The organism is Vibrio pelagius, from assembly GCF_024347575.1.
Lineage (GTDB): Bacteria > Pseudomonadota > Gammaproteobacteria > Enterobacterales > Vibrionaceae > Vibrio > Vibrio pelagius.
In genome coordinates this window covers 922,450-938,322 of record NZ_AP025503.1, presented here as the reverse complement: position 1 = coordinate 938,322, position 15,873 = coordinate 922,450, and the positions used below count along the sequence as shown (strand labels likewise).

Genomic DNA, 15,873 nt, shown 5'->3' with positions numbered 1-15,873 from the left:
AGGCAAGATCAAAAAAGCTCGGAAGTTTCCGAGCTTTTTTATATCAACTTAATTAGACTATGCGTTAAAAATCTTCCAAATAGTCATCAATTAAATCTTCTTCCTCTAGATCAACCGCTTCAGGCTCAATTTCTGCCTTAAAATCACGACGCTGTATATAGATATCACGTGTCAGAGCGTAAGGATCTGGAGAGTCATCGAGTAACGCTTCTTGCGATACTAACTGAGCACGTGTTTCCATACCTTCGAACGCCCACTTCCCTAGACTTGCCCAAAAATTCAATAACGAGAGCGGTAAGTAGAGACCATCAACCTGCTCTGTTACTTCACGTGTGGTGACAGGACCATAGCCCGGAATCATGAAGTACGGACCATTACCTACCCCATAATGACCGATAGCATCAGAGAAAGACTTATCGTCATACTTAGTGATACCCGCTTCACTCGCAATATCGATCAGACCAACCAAACCAAAGGTGGTATTAATCCAAAAGCGGTTGAAGTGATCCAGCGCTTTTTCACCATTACCCATGATCAGATTATTGACCATACTGGCTGGCTCATCCAAGTTGGCTAGAAAGTTAGAGATACCGGTACGCACAGGAACTGGCGTGTAGTTAACATAAGCAAGAGACACAGGGCGCACTAGATATGGGTCAAGATAATCGTAGTTGATATCCCACATCGCGCGGTTGAAGCTTTCAAAAGGGTCATTAGGATGCGATTCAGCTTCATACTCTGTGGTTGCTTGGTTTTCTGAGTGGGCCACTTCTTCATCGGGGACACTAGAACACCCGACCATAATACTGGCCGCTAGAATTAAGCTAGAAAGTCTTAAAGCGCTGATAGACATAACACCTTTTCCATAAGGAATAAGAAAAAGGCCAGCAATCGCTGGCCTCAATTGTTTGCGTAAGTCTATAACGTTTCTAAAGAAATCGGAATAGCCACGCCTATGCAATTCGCTGATTAATACTGTTGATCAATGCTCAGTGTGACTGGCGAGCCAAGCTCTACTACTTCACTTTCACCGTACCAATCGCCTTCACGAGTTGCCACGTTACCATCTGTATCAAGCCTAGCGCGAACCATCAGAGATTCAAGACTAGAAAGCTTGATGCCTTCCATCATGCTATTGCCATCGTCCAGCACAACGGTACGAGGGAATGCACCTAGTGGGTAGCGAGCTGCGGCTACCGGCATAGGAGAACCATCTGCCCTGTGTACTGATACAATAAGGACAGCATCAGGATCGGCATTAACTTGTTCACCCAGATTTAGAGTGACAGCAACGCTCTTACCTTCCGCTACGCCCATCAAGTTACCCATTTTTTTCTGAGCACTTTCGATGCTGCGCGATAACATCTCGTAACGGCTGTCTTGAGGACCGATCATCTGTTGCATGATGCTCCAGTATTTCACCGCTGACGGGTAGTCTTGACGCTCAAATGCATCAAACGCTAATAGTGAGAACACACGCAAGTCGACATAGTCCTTCTGCACCAAACGACTCAGTAGTAGGCGAGCTTGGTTCTGTTCCGCTTCATCTGGAGATAGCATCAAAGCTTGTGCAAACCCTAACTGAACATCTTCGTTATTTGGTTCAAGCTTATAAGCGCGCTCCATTGCATCGATTGCCGTTTGCGCATCGCGGTTTGCTAGCGCGATACGACCTAACAATAACCAACCCGTCGAATCTTTAGGCTGATAATGCAGACGGGTACGAAGTGCAAGCGTTAAGTCTTCCAACTCATCATCCGTCAGCGCACTGCCCTCTGCAGACATCAACTTCTTAGACAAAGCCGGTAGATTTGCACTCACTTGTTGCCAGTGCTGAACCTTGTCCATCGCACCAAATTGAAAGTACATACCGTAACTAAGCGCGATTACCATCAGCACAGACGGCACAACCACAACAGCGGTTGAAATCTGCGTCTTCTTGGTCGCCTTTTCTGCTGGAATATCATCAAGAAGAGACTGCTTAAGATCAGCAATCAGCTCCTGTTGGTTATCAACTAGACCTTCTTCCGTTTCAACTTCTAGCTCATCTAAACGATCTTTATAGAAAGCCTTGTTCAATTCATCACGAAGCGCTTCATCATTGTTGGCTTTCTTGTTCACAAATGGCAAGACAATCAACACGACAGCAGCGAATGAAAGGATAATTGTAGAAATCCAAAATAGAGTCATTACTTCTTGTCTCCGTCGTTCTCTTCATCGAGTAACGCTTTTAAACGTGCTTCTTTATCTGCATTCCAATCGTCATTTGACTCTACGGCTTTCGCTTTCGACTTTCTGCTGCGCAGTACAATCAGCGCAAAACCAAATACCACAACGGCAAACGGACCAACCCATAAGATTGATGTTGCTAGCGTTAGTGGTGGATTGTAAGTTACAAAGTTGCCATAGCGGGCGATCATGTAATCGATGATCTCTTGCTCAGACTTGCCCTCTTTCGTCATCTCATACACTTTTTGACGCAGGTCGACTGCCAGTTCAGCATTCGAATCACCAATGGTGTTGTTCTGACATTTTGGACAACGCAGCGTGTTGCTCAAATTTTTGAACTGCTGCTCTTGTTGCAAGTTATCAAACTCATGAACCTCAATAGCCGCAGTCGCTGTCAGAGAGATAGCAAACGTTGCTAACAGCGCAATCAGTGCGTGTTTCATCATTTTGCTTCCTCCAACAAGTCTTGATACATAGGCTCAAGGGTCGATGCCCAGTTAGTTGGGTTTACATCACCAACGTGGCGATAACGAACAACGCCGTTCGCATCAATTAGGAAAGTCTCTGGAGCGCCATACACGCCTAGGTCTAGACCTAACATGCCATTACCATCAAACAAGCTGATAAGATAAGGGTTACCAAGCTCATTCAGCCAGCCTACCGCTTTGGTCCGATCGTCTTTGTAGTTCAAGCCGATGATCTTAACGCCTTGCGCCGCTAGCTTATTCAGATATGAGTGCTCTGCATAACACGTTGGGCACCATGTCGCCCAAACGTTTAGCAGTAGAGGTTCACCTTTGAATATAGCTTGGTCGTACAGTTTGCCCGGCTCTGCTAGGTCTTCTAGACGGAACTCAGGTACTTCTTTGCCAATCAATACTGATTCAAGCTTAGTCGGGTCATCACCCGACTGGTTGCGAACAAGCTGAGTTGCAAAAATGACAGCCAATGCCATAAAAGCAATCAATGGAATGAAAAGTATCTTCTTATTCATTAAGCCTCCTGCTTCTTGGCTGTCTTTTTCGCTGGCTTGCGGAATCGGTAACGGCGGTCACTGATCGCAATCGCACCACCAATCGACATGATCAAAGAGCCAGCCCAGATCCAACGAACGAACGGTTTATGGTAAATGCGCACAGCCCACGATTTGTTGTCGTCTAGACGCTCACCCATCGCAATGTACAGATCGCGAGTCACGCCGCGATCAATCGCAGCTTCTGTCATCATAGACTTAGCGGTAGTGTAGAAACGCTTCTCCGCGTGCAATGTGTTGATGTACTTACCATTTTTAGTGATCTCAAAATCAGCGATGTAACCATCATAGTTCGGACCATCTTTGTCACGAACACCTGCAAAGTAGAAATCGTACTCTTCAAGTTGGTAGTACTCACCTGGAGCCAAACGCACATCGCGCTCGATGCTGTAGTTTTGCACCATAGCGATACCGATAACAGTTACAGCAAGACCAAGATGACCTAACATCATCGCCCAGTGGCTGCGCTGAATCTTAGTCACACCCGTCCAGAAACTGTGGCGGTGCGTTGCTCGTTCATGCAGCTCGAAACCGTGCATGAAGATAATCCAGAACGCCATTAGCCAACCAGCAAACGCCGTACCGCTGAAGTATTCAGCCAGTAAGCTTACCATCAACCAGCTCAAACCAAGTGACAGCACACCGGATACAACCATCGGTTTCGCGAGCTTAGACAAGTTGTCGCGTTTCCAACGGATCAGTGGACCGATACCAAGTAGGAATGAGAATGGAATCATCAGCCAGAAGAACAGCATATCGAAGAATGGAGCACCGATAGAGACTGAACCAAGACCAATCTGTTTGTGCACAAGTGGTAGCAATGTACCGACGAGTACCACCACCAGCGCGGCAATAAGTAGCACGTTATTCGCAAGCAGTGAGTTCTCGCGAGACACCAGATCGAAGTTACCACGAACTCGTACTGCTGCGCCTTTCACAGCAAACAGGAGTAAAGAACCACCAATAACAAAGACTAAGAAGCCTAAGATAAACATACCGCGAGCAGGATCCGATGCAAAGGCGTGAACCGATACCAAGATACCTGAACGAACCAAGAAAGTACCCAGTAAGCTCAACGAGAATGCTGAGATTGCCAGCAGTACTGTCCAAGCTTTAAATGTACCGCGCTTCTCTGTCACAGCGAGAGAGTGCATTAGTGCAGTACCCGCTAGCCAAGGCATGAATGATGCGTTTTCTACTGGATCCCAGAACCACCAGCCGCCCCAGCCTAGTTCGTAATAAGCCCACCATGAACCCAGTGCGATGCCTAGCGTTAGGAAGAGCCAAGCCGCAATTGTCCAAGGGCGAGACCAACGCGCCCATGCCGTATCCAAACGACCACTTATTAGAGATGCAATAGCAAAAGAGAATGCAACCGAAAAGCCTACGTAGCCCATGTAAAGCATTGGTGGGTGAATGATCAAACCTGGATCTTGAAGAAGCGGGTTTAGGTCACGACCGTCAACTGGGAAGAATGGCAAAGTACGCAGGAACGGGTTCGAGGTCACAATGATGAACAGCAGGAAGCCGACAGTAATCAGACCCATGATCGCCAAAACACGCGCTACCGACTCTTGTGGCATACCACGGCTAAACACCGCTACCGCAACAGTCCAACCCGCTTGGATTAATACCCAAAGCAGCAGCGAGCCTTCGTGTGCACCCCATACCGCCGTAATACGGTAGTACCAAGGTAGCTGGCTGTTGGAGTTACTCGCTACATACTGAACCGTAAAGTCGTTGGTATAGAACGCGTAACATAGAATAAAAAACGAAATCGCTAGGAAGATGAACATGCCCCAAGAAAGCGGGCGAGCACTGTTCATCAACAAAGTGTTGTTGCGAGCAGCTCCATAGAGTGGGAGCACACTCAGCAACAATGCCAACCCTAGCGATAGGATCATGGCAAAGTGGCCGATCTCGGCTATCATTTAGCACTTCCTTCTTTTTGTTCAGTCGAGTATTGCAAAGGCTCATGTGTCTTTTTCATCGCTTCAGCAACTTCAGAAGGCATGTACTCTTCGTCGTGCTTCGCTAGAACTTCAAACGCTTCGATAGTCGTCGCATCTTTCAAAACGCCCTGAGCAACAATACCTTGTCCCTCACGGAAAAGATCAGGAAGAATACCATCGTAAAGAATGGTTACCTTAGGGCCAACATCCGCTAAATCGAAGCTCACGCGCAAAGATTCGTTATCACGCTTCACAGAGCCAACAACAACCATGCCGCCAATACGCAGGCGTTGACCTACTTCTGGCTTATGGCCATCTTTACCGTTTACCAATTCCGTTGGTGTGTAGAACAGATCCATGTTTTGATTCAGTGCATAAACCATCAAGCCGACCGTTGCACTAATACCAATAAAAATAGCTAGGACAATCCCCAGTCTCTTTTTACGCCTTGGGTTCATAGAGTGTTCTCCATTTTTTTCGCTGCGTCGATTCGCGCCTGACGATCAACTTTAGCTTGTACTTCATTGAGCAATTGTTTACCGCGACGAACGCTGACTACCAGCAGGATGATCATCGCAAGAAAAGTGATTCCGAATGCACTCCAAACGTAAGAGGCGTAACCGCCCATCGCAAAGAAATCACTAAGAGATTCAAAATACATAATTACCTACCCCGATTACGCTTTTTCGGCCGCTAATTTGCGGACCCACGGACGATGACCCTCTTTGCTGATGATTTCATTACGGAAACGAACCATCAACACAGCGCCGAAGAAGAATGCAAAACCGAAAATATTGAGAAGCAGTGGCCACAACATATCGCTTGAGATCGATGGCTTATCGAATTTAGTGATCGTTGCACCTTGGTGCAGTGTGTTCCACCACTCTACTGAGAAGTGAATAATAGGTAGGTTAATCACACCGACAATCGCAAGAATACCTGCTGCCTTTGCCGCTGTTTTCTGATCATCAAAAGCGTGGTGTAGAGCGATAACACCCAAGTACAAAAATAGTAAGATCAGTTCGGATGTTAAACGAGCGTCCCATACCCACCAAGCGCCCCACATCGGCTTACCCCAAACTGCACCAGTCAAAAGCGCAATAAAAGTAAACACAGCACCGATTGGCGCCATTGCCAGAGATGCCATATCCGACAATCTCACCTGCCATACAAGGCCGATAAAGGCTGCGATCGCCATCGACATGTAGACACCCATCGACCAAATCGCTGACGGAACGTGAATGTAGATAATTCTAAAGCTATCGCCTTGTTGATAATCTGAAGGGGCAAATGCAAGCCCCCAAACGGTACCAACGGATAGACAAAATAGTGCTAGAACTGAGAACCATGGCAGAAGCTTACCAGCAAGCTGATAAGAGGTTTCCGCTTTGGCGTAGGGATGGAGCCATTTCCACATGTTGTAATCTCACTCTTACTTCATATTACTTACAGCTATTAAAGCTATAGTTATTATAATTTATTTACGGTTGCATTCCGTATGGCGACTCTAGGAGTCCAATGGTGTCAATTAGTTCACACCGCAATCTATTTAATTAGTTCACGCTCACACGTAATGCTGCACTAATCGCAAAAGGCGTTAATGTCATCGCACCCATGAGCATCGCACCTAACACGGCCAATTGACCGTTATACGCAACACCTAGTGCTGCCGCATCAATTGCCGAGGTCGCAAAAATCAAAATTGGGATGTAAAGCGGTAGAATAAGCAAACTCAACAGCACGCCCCCTTTTTGCAACCCAACCGTAAGTGCTACACCAATAGCACCAATAAAGCTCAACGCGGGCGTGCCGACCAACAGAGTCAACACCACCGAAAGCCATGTATCAAAATCCAGCGATAGTAGAACAGCCAAAAGTGGACTAATTAAAATTAATGGTAAACCAGTCAATAACCAGTGTGCTATGACCTTGGACAATACTACCAACTGCAACGGGATGGGCATGAGCATCATCTGCTCTAGTGCCCCATCCTGAAAATCATCACGGAATAGACGCTCAAGTGAGAGCAGAGCTGATAACAGAGCAGCCACCCAAACGATACCCGCAGAGATACGCGCAAGAAGGTTTGGCTCCGGACCAATACTCAAAGGAAATAGGGTGATGACGATAATAAAGAACCACAACGGGTTGAAAATATCGGCCTGACGACGAAACGCAATAAGAAGCTCACGTCGGATAATCATTGTCATTGAAGTGATCATATTATTCACCCAGCTTTATTTTTCTTAGTTTCGGGCTGTCAGCGAACATATCTTGGTGCGTTGTGAGAAGCACAATTCCGCCGTTGTCTGCATGTTGCGAAAACAAACTCTCGAGAACTTTCACACCCTGCTTATCAATTGCTGTTAATGGTTCATCTAAGATCCACAACATCTGTTTACTTAACCATAAACGAGCCAATGCTACGCGGCGCTGCTGACCTGCGGACAACTGTCCTGCTGGGACATCTTCTCGCCCAGCCAAACCGACCTGAGCAAGAGCACCATAAAGCTCTTCTTTGCTTGCCTTACCACTATGAATAGATTGGTAAAAGCTTAAGTTCTCGTAAGCACTGAGCTCACGCTTGACACCGGTTTGGTGTCCAAGAAACAGTAGGTTTTGATGGTAAGCATCGCGATTGGACTCTATGGACTGGCCATCCCATGAAATGGTGCCTTCGTCTCGATCGCCTAATCCGGTGATGATCCTAAGTAGTGTCGTCTTGCCTGTACCATTCCTTCCCTCAACCTGAACGAGTTCGCCAGCTTTAAGTTGAAAAGACAGAGATTCAAAGAGAACTCTTTCGTCACGAATAGCGGTTAAATTTGAGACTTCTAACATAGGAAATATAGGTCCAATAATAAGAGGGGTATAGTAGCACACCATTATGGTGACAAAATAGGTATAGGTCTTTGCGAAAGAACAAACTCAGTAAGAAACTGTTAACGCTGTGTCAAAATTTACATATATTATGTTTAAATCATAATACCTCAGAGATACAAATACTTAGACACAGCGTTTTATAAGTAAAATTTCACAATTCGTAAACTTCAGAAACAAAAAAAGAAGCCTGAGCTTCTTTTTTTGATTCGCGATTTCGCGCTTAACTTATTTTTAGCGACGTGGTGGCTTACGACGGTCGTAAGGCTTACGTTGCTCATCGTAAGAGGATGGGTTGCTACTAAGAGATGGAATTTTCTCTTTGCCCGCTAATTTATTCTGTAAAGACATCATTAACTCAGCTTCTGCTTTTGGCAATTCACACTCTTCAATAAGCTCGTTTATTCCAGCCCCAAGTTGAACCATTTTTGTCGCTCGAGTGTAGAGTCTGCCGTCAGTGTCAGCATGCTCTAACTCAACAATACGCTCATTTAGATGCTTAATCACATCTTCTTGCTCTGTCACTTTCTGGCCAAGACCAACCACAACAGAACGCACCTCTAGCAACTGCTTGTTCGATTTTTGAAGCTCTTTTTCCAAGCTACGAACTTGCGCGCGAGAGTGGTCGAGCTGCTTTTGAAGGACACGTTTCACTTTGCCCAGTAGCACGACGATAAATAGCGTAAAACACCCAACGCCAATAATCAGAGCAGCTGGGCTTAAAGGAAGCGCTTCAAACATTACAGGTGAGCCATCTCATCCCATTCGTCTTCGCTTAGTAGCTTATTCAAGTCAACCAAGATCAGAAGCTTGCCGTCACGGTTACTCACACCTTGAATGAACTTAGCACTTTCATCAGTACCAACGCTTGGCGTAGTATCGATTTCAGAAGAACGAAGGTAAACAACCTCTGCCACGCTATCCACTAGGATACCAATCACTTGGCGTTCTGATTCGATAACGATAATACGAGTGTTGTCAGTGATCTCGCCTTGCATTAGGCCAAAACGTGAACGTGTATCGATAACGGTTACCACGTTACCACGTAGGTTGATAATACCCAGTACGTAGTCTGGAGCGCCTGGTACTGGAGCAATCTCACTATAACGAAGAACTTCGCGCACCTGCATTACATTGATGCCGTAAGTTTCTTCCTCAAGTTGGAATGTCACCCATTGAAGTACTTCATCATTCGTTTGATCTTTTCTTACTTCAACTTCACTCAATTGAGACATATTTAATCCTCTTGCCGCCGTTACCGGCTCACTATTATTAATCTAATGCTTTTACATCTAACCCTGCATTTAGCATGGCGATCAATGCTTCAACATGAATCAAAGCACACATTTTTTCTTTAACCATACCCGCGAGCCACGGACGTTTGCCCGCCATTTCTCGCCAGCGTACTTTATCTGTATTTAAGAGCTCGGTACCTTTGAGCTCTGTGCTCGCCAGCCCCCACATGCTCTCACCAAGCATCACTATATATTGATAGTTTTCTTTGTATTCGTCACTGGTTAACTTCTCAGACATCACCCATTTTGCGGTATCCACCACATCTAATTGACTATCTCTATTAGATTGAAGGCCTAAATACCAAGCAGGGCGACCAATTAGGTGACTCAACTCTTCTAGACGGTGTATGCCGCCAAGTTCATCCAGTGGGACAGCGAAAGTCACACCATTCACATCAAAGTAGAGAACTTGGAAATCTTCACTACGAACTGTGCTCTCCCACGAAGTGAAGTGATTAGCCCCACCCGCTTGAGTTTCAAGCTCAACTGCTTGCTCTGCCGTTTCTAAATCTTCCTCTACAGCAACCGTCTCTTCAACAGCTTCAACACTCGGCTGATAGACAGGCTCTGTGAAGGCTTGAGGCTCTTCGATGTCCCAGCTTTGAATCTCTTCTTCAGCTTGTTGCTCTACCATTGTTGGTTCTGGCGTTTCCAATTCTAGAGTTGGCGAAGCCACTTCCATCTTAGGTGCCAAATCCGTTTCCACAGGCATATCAACCGTGGTCGTTGAATGGAGCGCAATTTGCTGCGTGTTCTGATCCATTAAGTCGTCGAGATTTAACTCTTCAACAAGATTGGTTGATTCCAGCTGGCTGAGTAGCTTTTGAACGTCCTCAAGATTTGGGACTTCAAACTCAGCCGAGCGAATCTCAGAGTAACTCGAATATTCCGCCAATTTTGGCTCTGGCTCTGGCTCTGGCTCTGGCTCTGGCTCTGGCTCTGGCTCTGGCTCTGGCTCTGGCTCTGGCTCTGGCTCTGGCTCTGGCTCTGGCTCTGGCTCTGGCTCTGGCTCTGGCTCTTTAGGTTGTTGTTCTATGACCTCGTCGTCAACCCAAATCTCTTCGGTTTCAAAGCTTTCATCAAGCAAAGCTGTGAAATAATCATCTAGGGCTTGTTCGCTTGATAAGCTGCCTTGCTCGATAGTTGATTCTTTACTGGAGCTCATTAATACCCAGCCTCTCGAGATAGATAAGCAGCTGCTTATACGCAAATACGCCACGACTGCCAGATGCAAAATGAGACGCTGGTAAACGCTTCAAACTTGCATCTCTAAACTTGGTGTCGATCGGTACTGCTGATGTCCACACCTGATTCGGATAGTCATCTTTTAACTGAGTTAATGTTTGCAGCGACGCCTTGGTGCGTTTGTCGTACATAGTCGGAACAATCGTAACTTTAAATGGCGCTTTGCGAGACTTCTGCATGATGGTCAGTGTTCGGATCATTCGTTCAAGACCTTTCATTGCCAAGAACTCTGTCTGCACTGGGATCAAAATGCGATCGCTGGCTGCTAACGCGTTCACCATCATCACACCAAGAATAGGTGGGCAGTCAATCAACACGTAATCATAGTCATCTTTCACCGCTGCCAGTGCGCGCTTTAAAATCAAGCCCATACCGCTACGGTTTCCCATCACTCTGTCTAAGGTGGCCAAAGACATGTGCGCGGGTATGATGTCGATACCCTCAACCTCTGTTTGCAGAGTCAAAGGTGCGACTGTTTCAGGCGTAAATTCACGCAACTGAAACAGGTCAAATAAACTGGATTCAACGGTATCTGAGTCGTAACCCAGATACGTTGTCAGTGATGCATGTGGATCGGTATCGACCAACAAAACGCGGTGACCTTTTTGGCTCAAAAGCCCAGCTAAAGTCACCGTTGTTGTAGTTTTACCTACACCACCTTTCTGGTTTGCAACACTCCAAACAATCATGATGCGCTACCTAAGCTAAGCCAACTTCAACCAACATTCTCTCGGCGATTCGCTCAAGAGGAAGGTCTTCAGTTGAAATGCCCGCTTTAGCAACGGCTTGAGGCATACCATACACCACACAGCTCTCTTCATCTTGTGCCCAGATAGTTGAACCTGCAGATTTAAGCATGCGTGCACCCTCACGACCGTCTGCACCCATCCCGGTAAGTACCATAGACAGCACTTTATCGTGATAGATCTTTGCAGCAGAACCGAAAGTTACGTCCACACACGGTTTGTAGTTCATACGATCGCCACCATCGATGATACGCAGTCGAGCAGAACCCGGACGACCATCTATCATCATCTGTTTACCGCCTGGTGCCAAATACGCAACGCCTGGTTTTAAGATGTCGCCATCTTGAGCTTCACGCACTTCAATCTTACACAAGGTATTCAAGCGACTCGCAAATGCCGCGGTAAAGGTTGCCGGCATATGCTGAATCAACACAATTGGATGTGGGTAATTGGCAGGTATGCGCGTCAGAATCTTCTGAAGTGCCACTGGACCGCCAGTCGACGTACCAATAGCCGTCAATTGATATTTCTTGCCCGATGCACGGAACTTAGCTGCCACAGGCTTAACTGACGCAGCAGGTTGGCGCAATGAAGAGACTGTAGATGCTGTGGTTGAAGCAACTGGCGTCACGGGGCGAGTAATCGAAGCGGTGCGTCTTAGTAATGCACGCTTCGATGCAATCTCAATCACACGCTGCTGCAGCAGTGATACGGCTTCATCACGATTTCGAGCAATGTCTTCGAACTTTTTCGGCAAAAAGTCTAGGGCGCCTGCATCCAACGCATCCAGCGTCGCCTTCGCACCATCGTGTGTCAGTGAAGAGAACATCAGAATTGGCGTTGGTGTTGCTGCCATGATTTCACGGACGGCAGTAATGCCATCCATAACGGGCATTTCAATGTCCATTGTGATGACATCAGGTCTTAGCCTTTTGGCTTTTTCAACCGCTTCTTTGCCGTTTACAGCAACATCAATGACCTCTAGGCGCGCCTCTGAATTAATGATCTCGCTTACTCGACGACGGAAAAAACTCGAATCATCAACGACTAATACTTTAATCGCCATATTTATCCTTAAATTAAATTCTAGACGCTGCTGCGTACTGCTTCAGTAGATCGGGTACATCTAAGATAAGAGCGATATGACCATCACTGGTGATCGTCGCACCTGCCATACCTGGTGTGCCTTGCAGCAAGTTATCTAGAGGTTTAATTACCACTTCTTCTTGGCCAATCAAAGTATCAACCACAAAGCCAACACGTTGACTTCCTAGCTGTACAATAACCACGTGACCATGACCTTTACGTAGCTCAACGATGCCTGATTTCGGTGCCAACCAGTTCTGTAAGTAGAACAGCGGAATCGATTTATCACGAACAATGATCGTCAACTGACCATCAACGACATTGGTACGGCTTAGATCTAAGTGGAAGATTTCATTCACGGATGCTAATGGCAATGCGAATGGGTGACCGGCTACACCTACCATCAATGTTGGTAGAATTGCTAGCGTCAGTGGAACTTTGATAGTGATCTTAGTTCCTTTACCCATTTCAGAGTCGATATCGATAGAGCCATTCAGCGTGTTGATCGCCGTTTTTACGACATCCATGCCGACGCCACGGCCAGAGATATCTGAAATTTGCTCTTTACTTGAGAAGCCCGGAGCGAAAATCAGGTTGAAACACTCTTTGTCTGATAGACGAGAGGCTGCATCTTCATCCATCAATCCACGTTTCACCGCAATTGCACGAAGCTTGTCAGGGTCCATACCACCGCCATCATCAACGATAGCTAGCTCAATATGATCGCCCTCTAGTGAAGCCGATAGAATCACTTTACCAGTGCGAGGCTTACCCGCAGCTACACGAGCTTCAGGCATTTCAATGCCGTGGTCAACCGAGTTACGAACCAAGTGAATTAATGGATCCGCAAGAGCCTCAACTAGGTTTTTATCAAGGTCGGTCTCTTCACCGCGCATCTCAAGTACAATGTCTTTCTTCAAGCTACGAGCCAAGTCACGGACAACGCGCGGGAAACGGCCAAATACTTTCTTAATTGGCTGCATACGCGTTTTCATTACCGCGCCTTGTAGGTCTGCAGTAACAACATCTAGGTTAGAGACCGCTTTCGACATTTCTTCGTCGTTGCTGTTCAAACCTAAGCTCACAAGACGGTTACGTACCAATACTAGCTCACCAACCATATTCATGATGGTATCCAGTGTTGATGTATCTACACGTACGGTCGCTTCTGCTTGTTGCTTCTTAGCCGCTGGTGCTTTCGCTTCAGATTTAACAGGCGCTTTCACTGGCTCTGGTGTCTGTACCGCTGTAGGTGCTGAAACAGGCTGCGGTGCAGCAGCGGCTGCTGGTGCCGGAGCTGGTTTCACTTCAGCAGGCTTGGTCGCGACATCTAACTCTTCTGCTGATGGGCCATTACCTGAACCATGCAGTTGGTCTAGCAGTTTTTCAAACTCTTCATCCGTCATTAAGTCGTCGCCATCTGCACTTGCAGAAACAGAGGCAACGGGTGCTACTGGCGGTGGAGGTGGTGGCGCTGAGGTCGCGTTAGATGGACTATTGCCTGCACCGTGCAACTCATCAAGCAGTTTTTCAAACTCATCGTCAGTGATGTCACCGCTATCTGCCGTTGGCGCTGGCGCTGCTGGAGGCGGTGTCGGTTCTACTGGTGCGGCTGTCGGTGACCCACCTTTACCGTGCAGTTCATCTAGCAGTCTTTCGAATTCATCTTGAGAAATCTCATCGACAGATGCTGCATTAATATTCGTATCCGCTGGTGCTACAGGTTCAGGTGTAACAACAGGTTCGACTACAGGTGCAGGAGCTTCAGCTGCAGGAGCAACAATCTCATCCTCTGATTCTGGTTTACATAGACGATGCAACTCATCAAGTAGAGATTGTTCAGCAGGCTCCAGAGGCTCCCTATTTTGAACAGCTTGGAACTGCACGTTAACGGTGTCCAGTGCTTGAAGCATGGTATCCATCAAGCCTGATGTTACGCTACGTTGGCCATTTCTTAGAATGTCGAACACATTCTCGGCGCCATGACAGGTATCAACCAGTTCAGTCAGTGCAAGGAAACCTGCACCACCCTTAACGGTATGGAAACCTCGGAAAATAGCATTTAGTAGATCTTTATCATCAGGGTTGTTCTCAAGCTCTACTAACTGTTCTGAAAGTAGTTCGAGAATCTCACCCGCTTCGACTAAAAAGTCCTGAAGAATGTCTTCGTCTAATTCGTAGCTCATACGTTACCTTTAAAATCCAAGACTGGATAACAAGTCATCGACTTCATCTTGAGATGCCACTGCATCTTCTCGCTCTTCAGGGTTCATGATCGGCCCTTCAGGTGCGGTTGACGCTTTTTTATCGGTCTCTTTATTCTGGCTAGCTTGATCCGCACCAAACACGGTCAGGATCTCAACTAAGCGACCCTCGACTTCATTGACAAGAGTGATAACCTTACCAATGATTTGGCCGGTTAAGTCTTGGAAGTCTTGAGCCATCAAGATTTCAGTCAGTTGTCCACGCAGTTCGGTACTATCACCCTCTACTTGAACAAGTAGTCCATCAATGCGGTGACATAAAGCTTTAAATTGTGCCAGCTCAATGCGGCCATGCATCAGTTCATTCCATTGAGGCCTTACTTGAAGTAAACACTCGTGTAGGTTGTCTGCAATTGGCATACAACGATCGACCGCGTCCATCGTTTTATTTGCAGCGACTTCCGTTTTATCAATGACATATTGAAGGCGATCCCGAGCGTCTGGGATTTCATCATTTGCGATAACGCTAATGCGTTCATCCAAATTGAACTGTGTCAAAGAGTCATGGAGATCGCGGGTCAGAGAACCTATTTCTTGAAGCATTGGGTTGTCTTGAAGACCAACATTCTCTTCATACATGCTTCTAACAAGAGAATCAGCTTGTTGCTGCTCATCGTTTTCAAGCAGCTCTACTAATTTTTTTGCTTGTTCTAATGAAATCATCCTGAATTCGGCCTTACTCCGCATATACTGCGACGCTTCAATTTTTGGGATAACGGGGAAACCAAACAGTTTTTCCTCCCCTAGAAGCGCCTAAATCTTTTGCTCCGAGGCTTATAAGCGCTCAAAAATCTTGTCTAGTTTTTCTTTTAGCGTTGCAGCAGTGAAAGGCTTAACAATGTAACCATTCACGCCTGCTTGCGCTGCCTCAATGATCTGCTCACGTTTCGCTTCTGCAGTGATCATAAGTACAGGCAAATGCTTGAGTTCAGCATCAGCACGAATGTGTTTAAGCAAGTCGATACCTTGCATTCCAGGCATGTTCCAGTCAGTTACCACGAAATCAAATTCGCCTTTTTTCAGCATAGGAAGTGCGGTTAGACCGTCATCTGCTTCTTGAGTGTTATTGAAACCTAAGTCACGAAGTAGGTTTTTAACAATACGGCGCATCGTTGAAAAATCATCAACAATGAGAATTTTCAT

Annotated in this window: 18 protein-coding genes; all 18 read right to left on the bottom strand. The window is 46.5% G+C overall.

Annotated elements, in window-relative coordinates; all coding sequences use genetic code 11:
* Nucleotides 1-64 precede the first annotated feature (64 nt).
* Nucleotides 65-853 (bottom strand): MlaA family lipoprotein, encoded by a 789-nt coding sequence (locus vsple_RS04255; protein ID WP_255231158.1) that lies wholly within the window; start codon nt 851-853, stop codon nt 65-67.
* A gap of 116 nt (nt 854-969) precedes the next feature.
* Complete coding sequence (ccmI, locus tag vsple_RS04250; protein ID WP_261882749.1) at nt 970-2,190, bottom strand: c-type cytochrome biogenesis protein CcmI; 1,221 nt, start codon at nt 2,188-2,190, stop codon at nt 970-972.
* Nucleotides 2,190-2,675: a cytochrome c-type biogenesis protein gene (locus tag vsple_RS04245; RefSeq protein ID WP_261882748.1), complete on the bottom strand. Its 486-nt coding sequence runs from the start codon at nt 2,673-2,675 to the stop codon at nt 2,190-2,192. Before vsple_RS04245 ends, ccmI begins: the two co-directional genes overlap by 1 nt.
* Nucleotides 2,672-3,223 carry a DsbE family thiol:disulfide interchange protein gene (locus vsple_RS04240; protein ID WP_255231162.1) on the bottom strand — a complete coding sequence of 184 codons (552 nt, stop codon included), beginning with the start codon at nt 3,221-3,223 and terminating at the stop codon, nt 2,672-2,674. Before vsple_RS04240 ends, vsple_RS04245 begins: the two co-directional genes overlap by 4 nt.
* On the bottom strand, nt 3,223-5,193 hold the full coding sequence (locus tag vsple_RS04235; RefSeq protein WP_255231163.1) for a heme lyase CcmF/NrfE family subunit: 1,971 nt from the start codon (nt 5,191-5,193) through the stop codon (nt 3,223-3,225). The genes vsple_RS04240 and vsple_RS04235 overlap by 1 nt, the downstream gene beginning before the upstream one ends.
* Nucleotides 5,190-5,672 carry a cytochrome c maturation protein CcmE gene (gene ccmE, locus vsple_RS04230; protein WP_032549635.1) on the bottom strand — a complete coding sequence of 161 codons (483 nt, stop codon included), beginning with the start codon at nt 5,670-5,672 and terminating at the stop codon, nt 5,190-5,192. Before ccmE ends, vsple_RS04235 begins: the two co-directional genes overlap by 4 nt.
* Entirely contained in the window at nt 5,669-5,875 is a 207-nt protein-coding gene (gene ccmD / locus vsple_RS04225) for a heme exporter protein CcmD (RefSeq protein WP_032549636.1), read from the bottom strand. The genes ccmE and ccmD overlap by 4 nt, the downstream gene beginning before the upstream one ends.
* A 15-nt stretch (nt 5,876-5,890) precedes the next feature.
* A complete protein-coding gene (locus vsple_RS04220; RefSeq protein ID WP_261882747.1) occupies nt 5,891-6,631 on the bottom strand; it encodes a heme ABC transporter permease in 741 nt (246 codons plus the stop codon).
* A 136-nt stretch (nt 6,632-6,767) separates the two neighbouring features.
* Complete coding sequence (gene ccmB / locus vsple_RS04215; RefSeq protein WP_255231166.1) at nt 6,768-7,436, bottom strand: heme exporter protein CcmB; 669 nt, start codon at nt 7,434-7,436, stop codon at nt 6,768-6,770.
* A 1-nt stretch (nt 7,437) separates the two neighbouring features.
* The gene (gene ccmA, locus vsple_RS04210) at nt 7,438-8,055 is read right to left on the bottom strand and encodes a cytochrome c biogenesis heme-transporting ATPase CcmA (protein WP_261882746.1); all 618 of its coding nucleotides are present in this window, start codon (nt 8,053-8,055) and stop codon (nt 7,438-7,440) included.
* 273 nt (nt 8,056-8,328) lie between these two features.
* Entirely contained in the window at nt 8,329-8,835 is a 507-nt protein-coding gene (locus vsple_RS04205; protein ID WP_255231168.1) for a DUF2802 domain-containing protein, read from the bottom strand.
* On the bottom strand, nt 8,835-9,329 hold the full coding sequence (locus vsple_RS04200; RefSeq protein WP_032549641.1) for a chemotaxis protein CheW: 495 nt from the start codon (nt 9,327-9,329) through the stop codon (nt 8,835-8,837). Before vsple_RS04200 ends, vsple_RS04205 begins: the two co-directional genes overlap by 1 nt.
* 37 nt (nt 9,330-9,366) lie before the next feature.
* Nucleotides 9,367-10,554: a chemotaxis protein CheW gene (locus vsple_RS04195; RefSeq protein WP_261882745.1), complete on the bottom strand. Its 1,188-nt coding sequence runs from the start codon at nt 10,552-10,554 to the stop codon at nt 9,367-9,369.
* Nucleotides 10,541-11,323, bottom strand: a complete 783-nt coding sequence (locus tag vsple_RS04190) for a ParA family protein (protein WP_255231170.1) — start codon at nt 11,321-11,323, stop codon at nt 10,541-10,543. Before vsple_RS04190 ends, vsple_RS04195 begins: the two co-directional genes overlap by 14 nt.
* Nucleotides 11,324-11,333: 10 nt before the next feature.
* Nucleotides 11,334-12,446: a protein-glutamate methylesterase/protein-glutamine glutaminase gene (locus vsple_RS04185; RefSeq protein WP_255231171.1), complete on the bottom strand. Its 1,113-nt coding sequence runs from the start codon at nt 12,444-12,446 to the stop codon at nt 11,334-11,336.
* 13 nt (nt 12,447-12,459) lie between these two features.
* Nucleotides 12,460-14,652 carry a chemotaxis protein CheA gene (locus vsple_RS04180; RefSeq protein WP_261882744.1) on the bottom strand — a complete coding sequence of 731 codons (2,193 nt, stop codon included), beginning with the start codon at nt 14,650-14,652 and terminating at the stop codon, nt 12,460-12,462.
* Between the two features lie 9 nt (nt 14,653-14,661).
* On the bottom strand, nt 14,662-15,393 hold the full coding sequence (locus vsple_RS04175) for a protein phosphatase CheZ (protein WP_261882743.1): 732 nt from the start codon (nt 15,391-15,393) through the stop codon (nt 14,662-14,664).
* A gap of 111 nt (nt 15,394-15,504) precedes the next feature.
* Nucleotides 15,505-15,873, bottom strand: a complete 369-nt coding sequence (cheY, locus tag vsple_RS04170) for a chemotaxis response regulator CheY (RefSeq protein ID WP_008218307.1) — start codon at nt 15,871-15,873, stop codon at nt 15,505-15,507.

Coding starts and splice junctions, on each gene's coding strand:
- vsple_RS04175 (WP_261882743.1), bottom strand. CDS start 15,393: ATGATTTCATTAGAACAAGCAAAAAAATTAGTAGAGCTGCTTGAAAAC.
- vsple_RS04245 (WP_261882748.1), bottom strand. CDS start 2,675: ATGATGAAACACGCACTGATTGCGCTGTTAGCAACGTTTGCTATCTCT.
- cheY (WP_008218307.1), bottom strand. CDS start 15,873: ATGAAAATTCTCATTGTTGATGATTTTTCAACGATGCGCCGTATTGTT.
- vsple_RS04240 (WP_255231162.1), bottom strand. CDS start 3,223: ATGAATAAGAAGATACTTTTCATTCCATTGATTGCTTTTATGGCATTG.
- ccmB (WP_255231166.1), bottom strand. CDS start 7,436: ATGATCACTTCAATGACAATGATTATCCGACGTGAGCTTCTTATTGCG.
- ccmD (WP_032549636.1), bottom strand. CDS start 5,875: ATGTATTTTGAATCTCTTAGTGATTTCTTTGCGATGGGCGGTTACGCC.
- vsple_RS04195 (WP_261882745.1), bottom strand. CDS start 10,554: ATGAGCTCCAGTAAAGAATCAACTATCGAGCAAGGCAGCTTATCAAGC.
- vsple_RS04255 (WP_255231158.1), bottom strand. CDS start 853: ATGTCTATCAGCGCTTTAAGACTTTCTAGCTTAATTCTAGCGGCCAGT.
- ccmI (WP_261882749.1), bottom strand. CDS start 2,190: ATGACTCTATTTTGGATTTCTACAATTATCCTTTCATTCGCTGCTGTC.
- vsple_RS04235 (WP_255231163.1), bottom strand. CDS start 5,193: ATGATAGCCGAGATCGGCCACTTTGCCATGATCCTATCGCTAGGGTTG.
- ccmE (WP_032549635.1), bottom strand. CDS start 5,672: ATGAACCCAAGGCGTAAAAAGAGACTGGGGATTGTCCTAGCTATTTTT.
- vsple_RS04180 (WP_261882744.1), bottom strand. CDS start 14,652: ATGAGCTACGAATTAGACGAAGACATTCTTCAGGACTTTTTAGTCGAA.
- ccmA (WP_261882746.1), bottom strand. CDS start 8,055: ATGTTAGAAGTCTCAAATTTAACCGCTATTCGTGACGAAAGAGTTCTC.
- vsple_RS04205 (WP_255231168.1), bottom strand. CDS start 8,835: ATGTTTGAAGCGCTTCCTTTAAGCCCAGCTGCTCTGATTATTGGCGTT.
- vsple_RS04185 (WP_255231171.1), bottom strand. CDS start 12,446: ATGGCGATTAAAGTATTAGTCGTTGATGATTCGAGTTTTTTCCGTCGT.
- vsple_RS04190 (WP_255231170.1), bottom strand. CDS start 11,323: ATGATTGTTTGGAGTGTTGCAAACCAGAAAGGTGGTGTAGGTAAAACT.
- vsple_RS04200 (WP_032549641.1), bottom strand. CDS start 9,329: ATGTCTCAATTGAGTGAAGTTGAAGTAAGAAAAGATCAAACGAATGAT.
- vsple_RS04220 (WP_261882747.1), bottom strand. CDS start 6,631: ATGTGGAAATGGCTCCATCCCTACGCCAAAGCGGAAACCTCTTATCAG.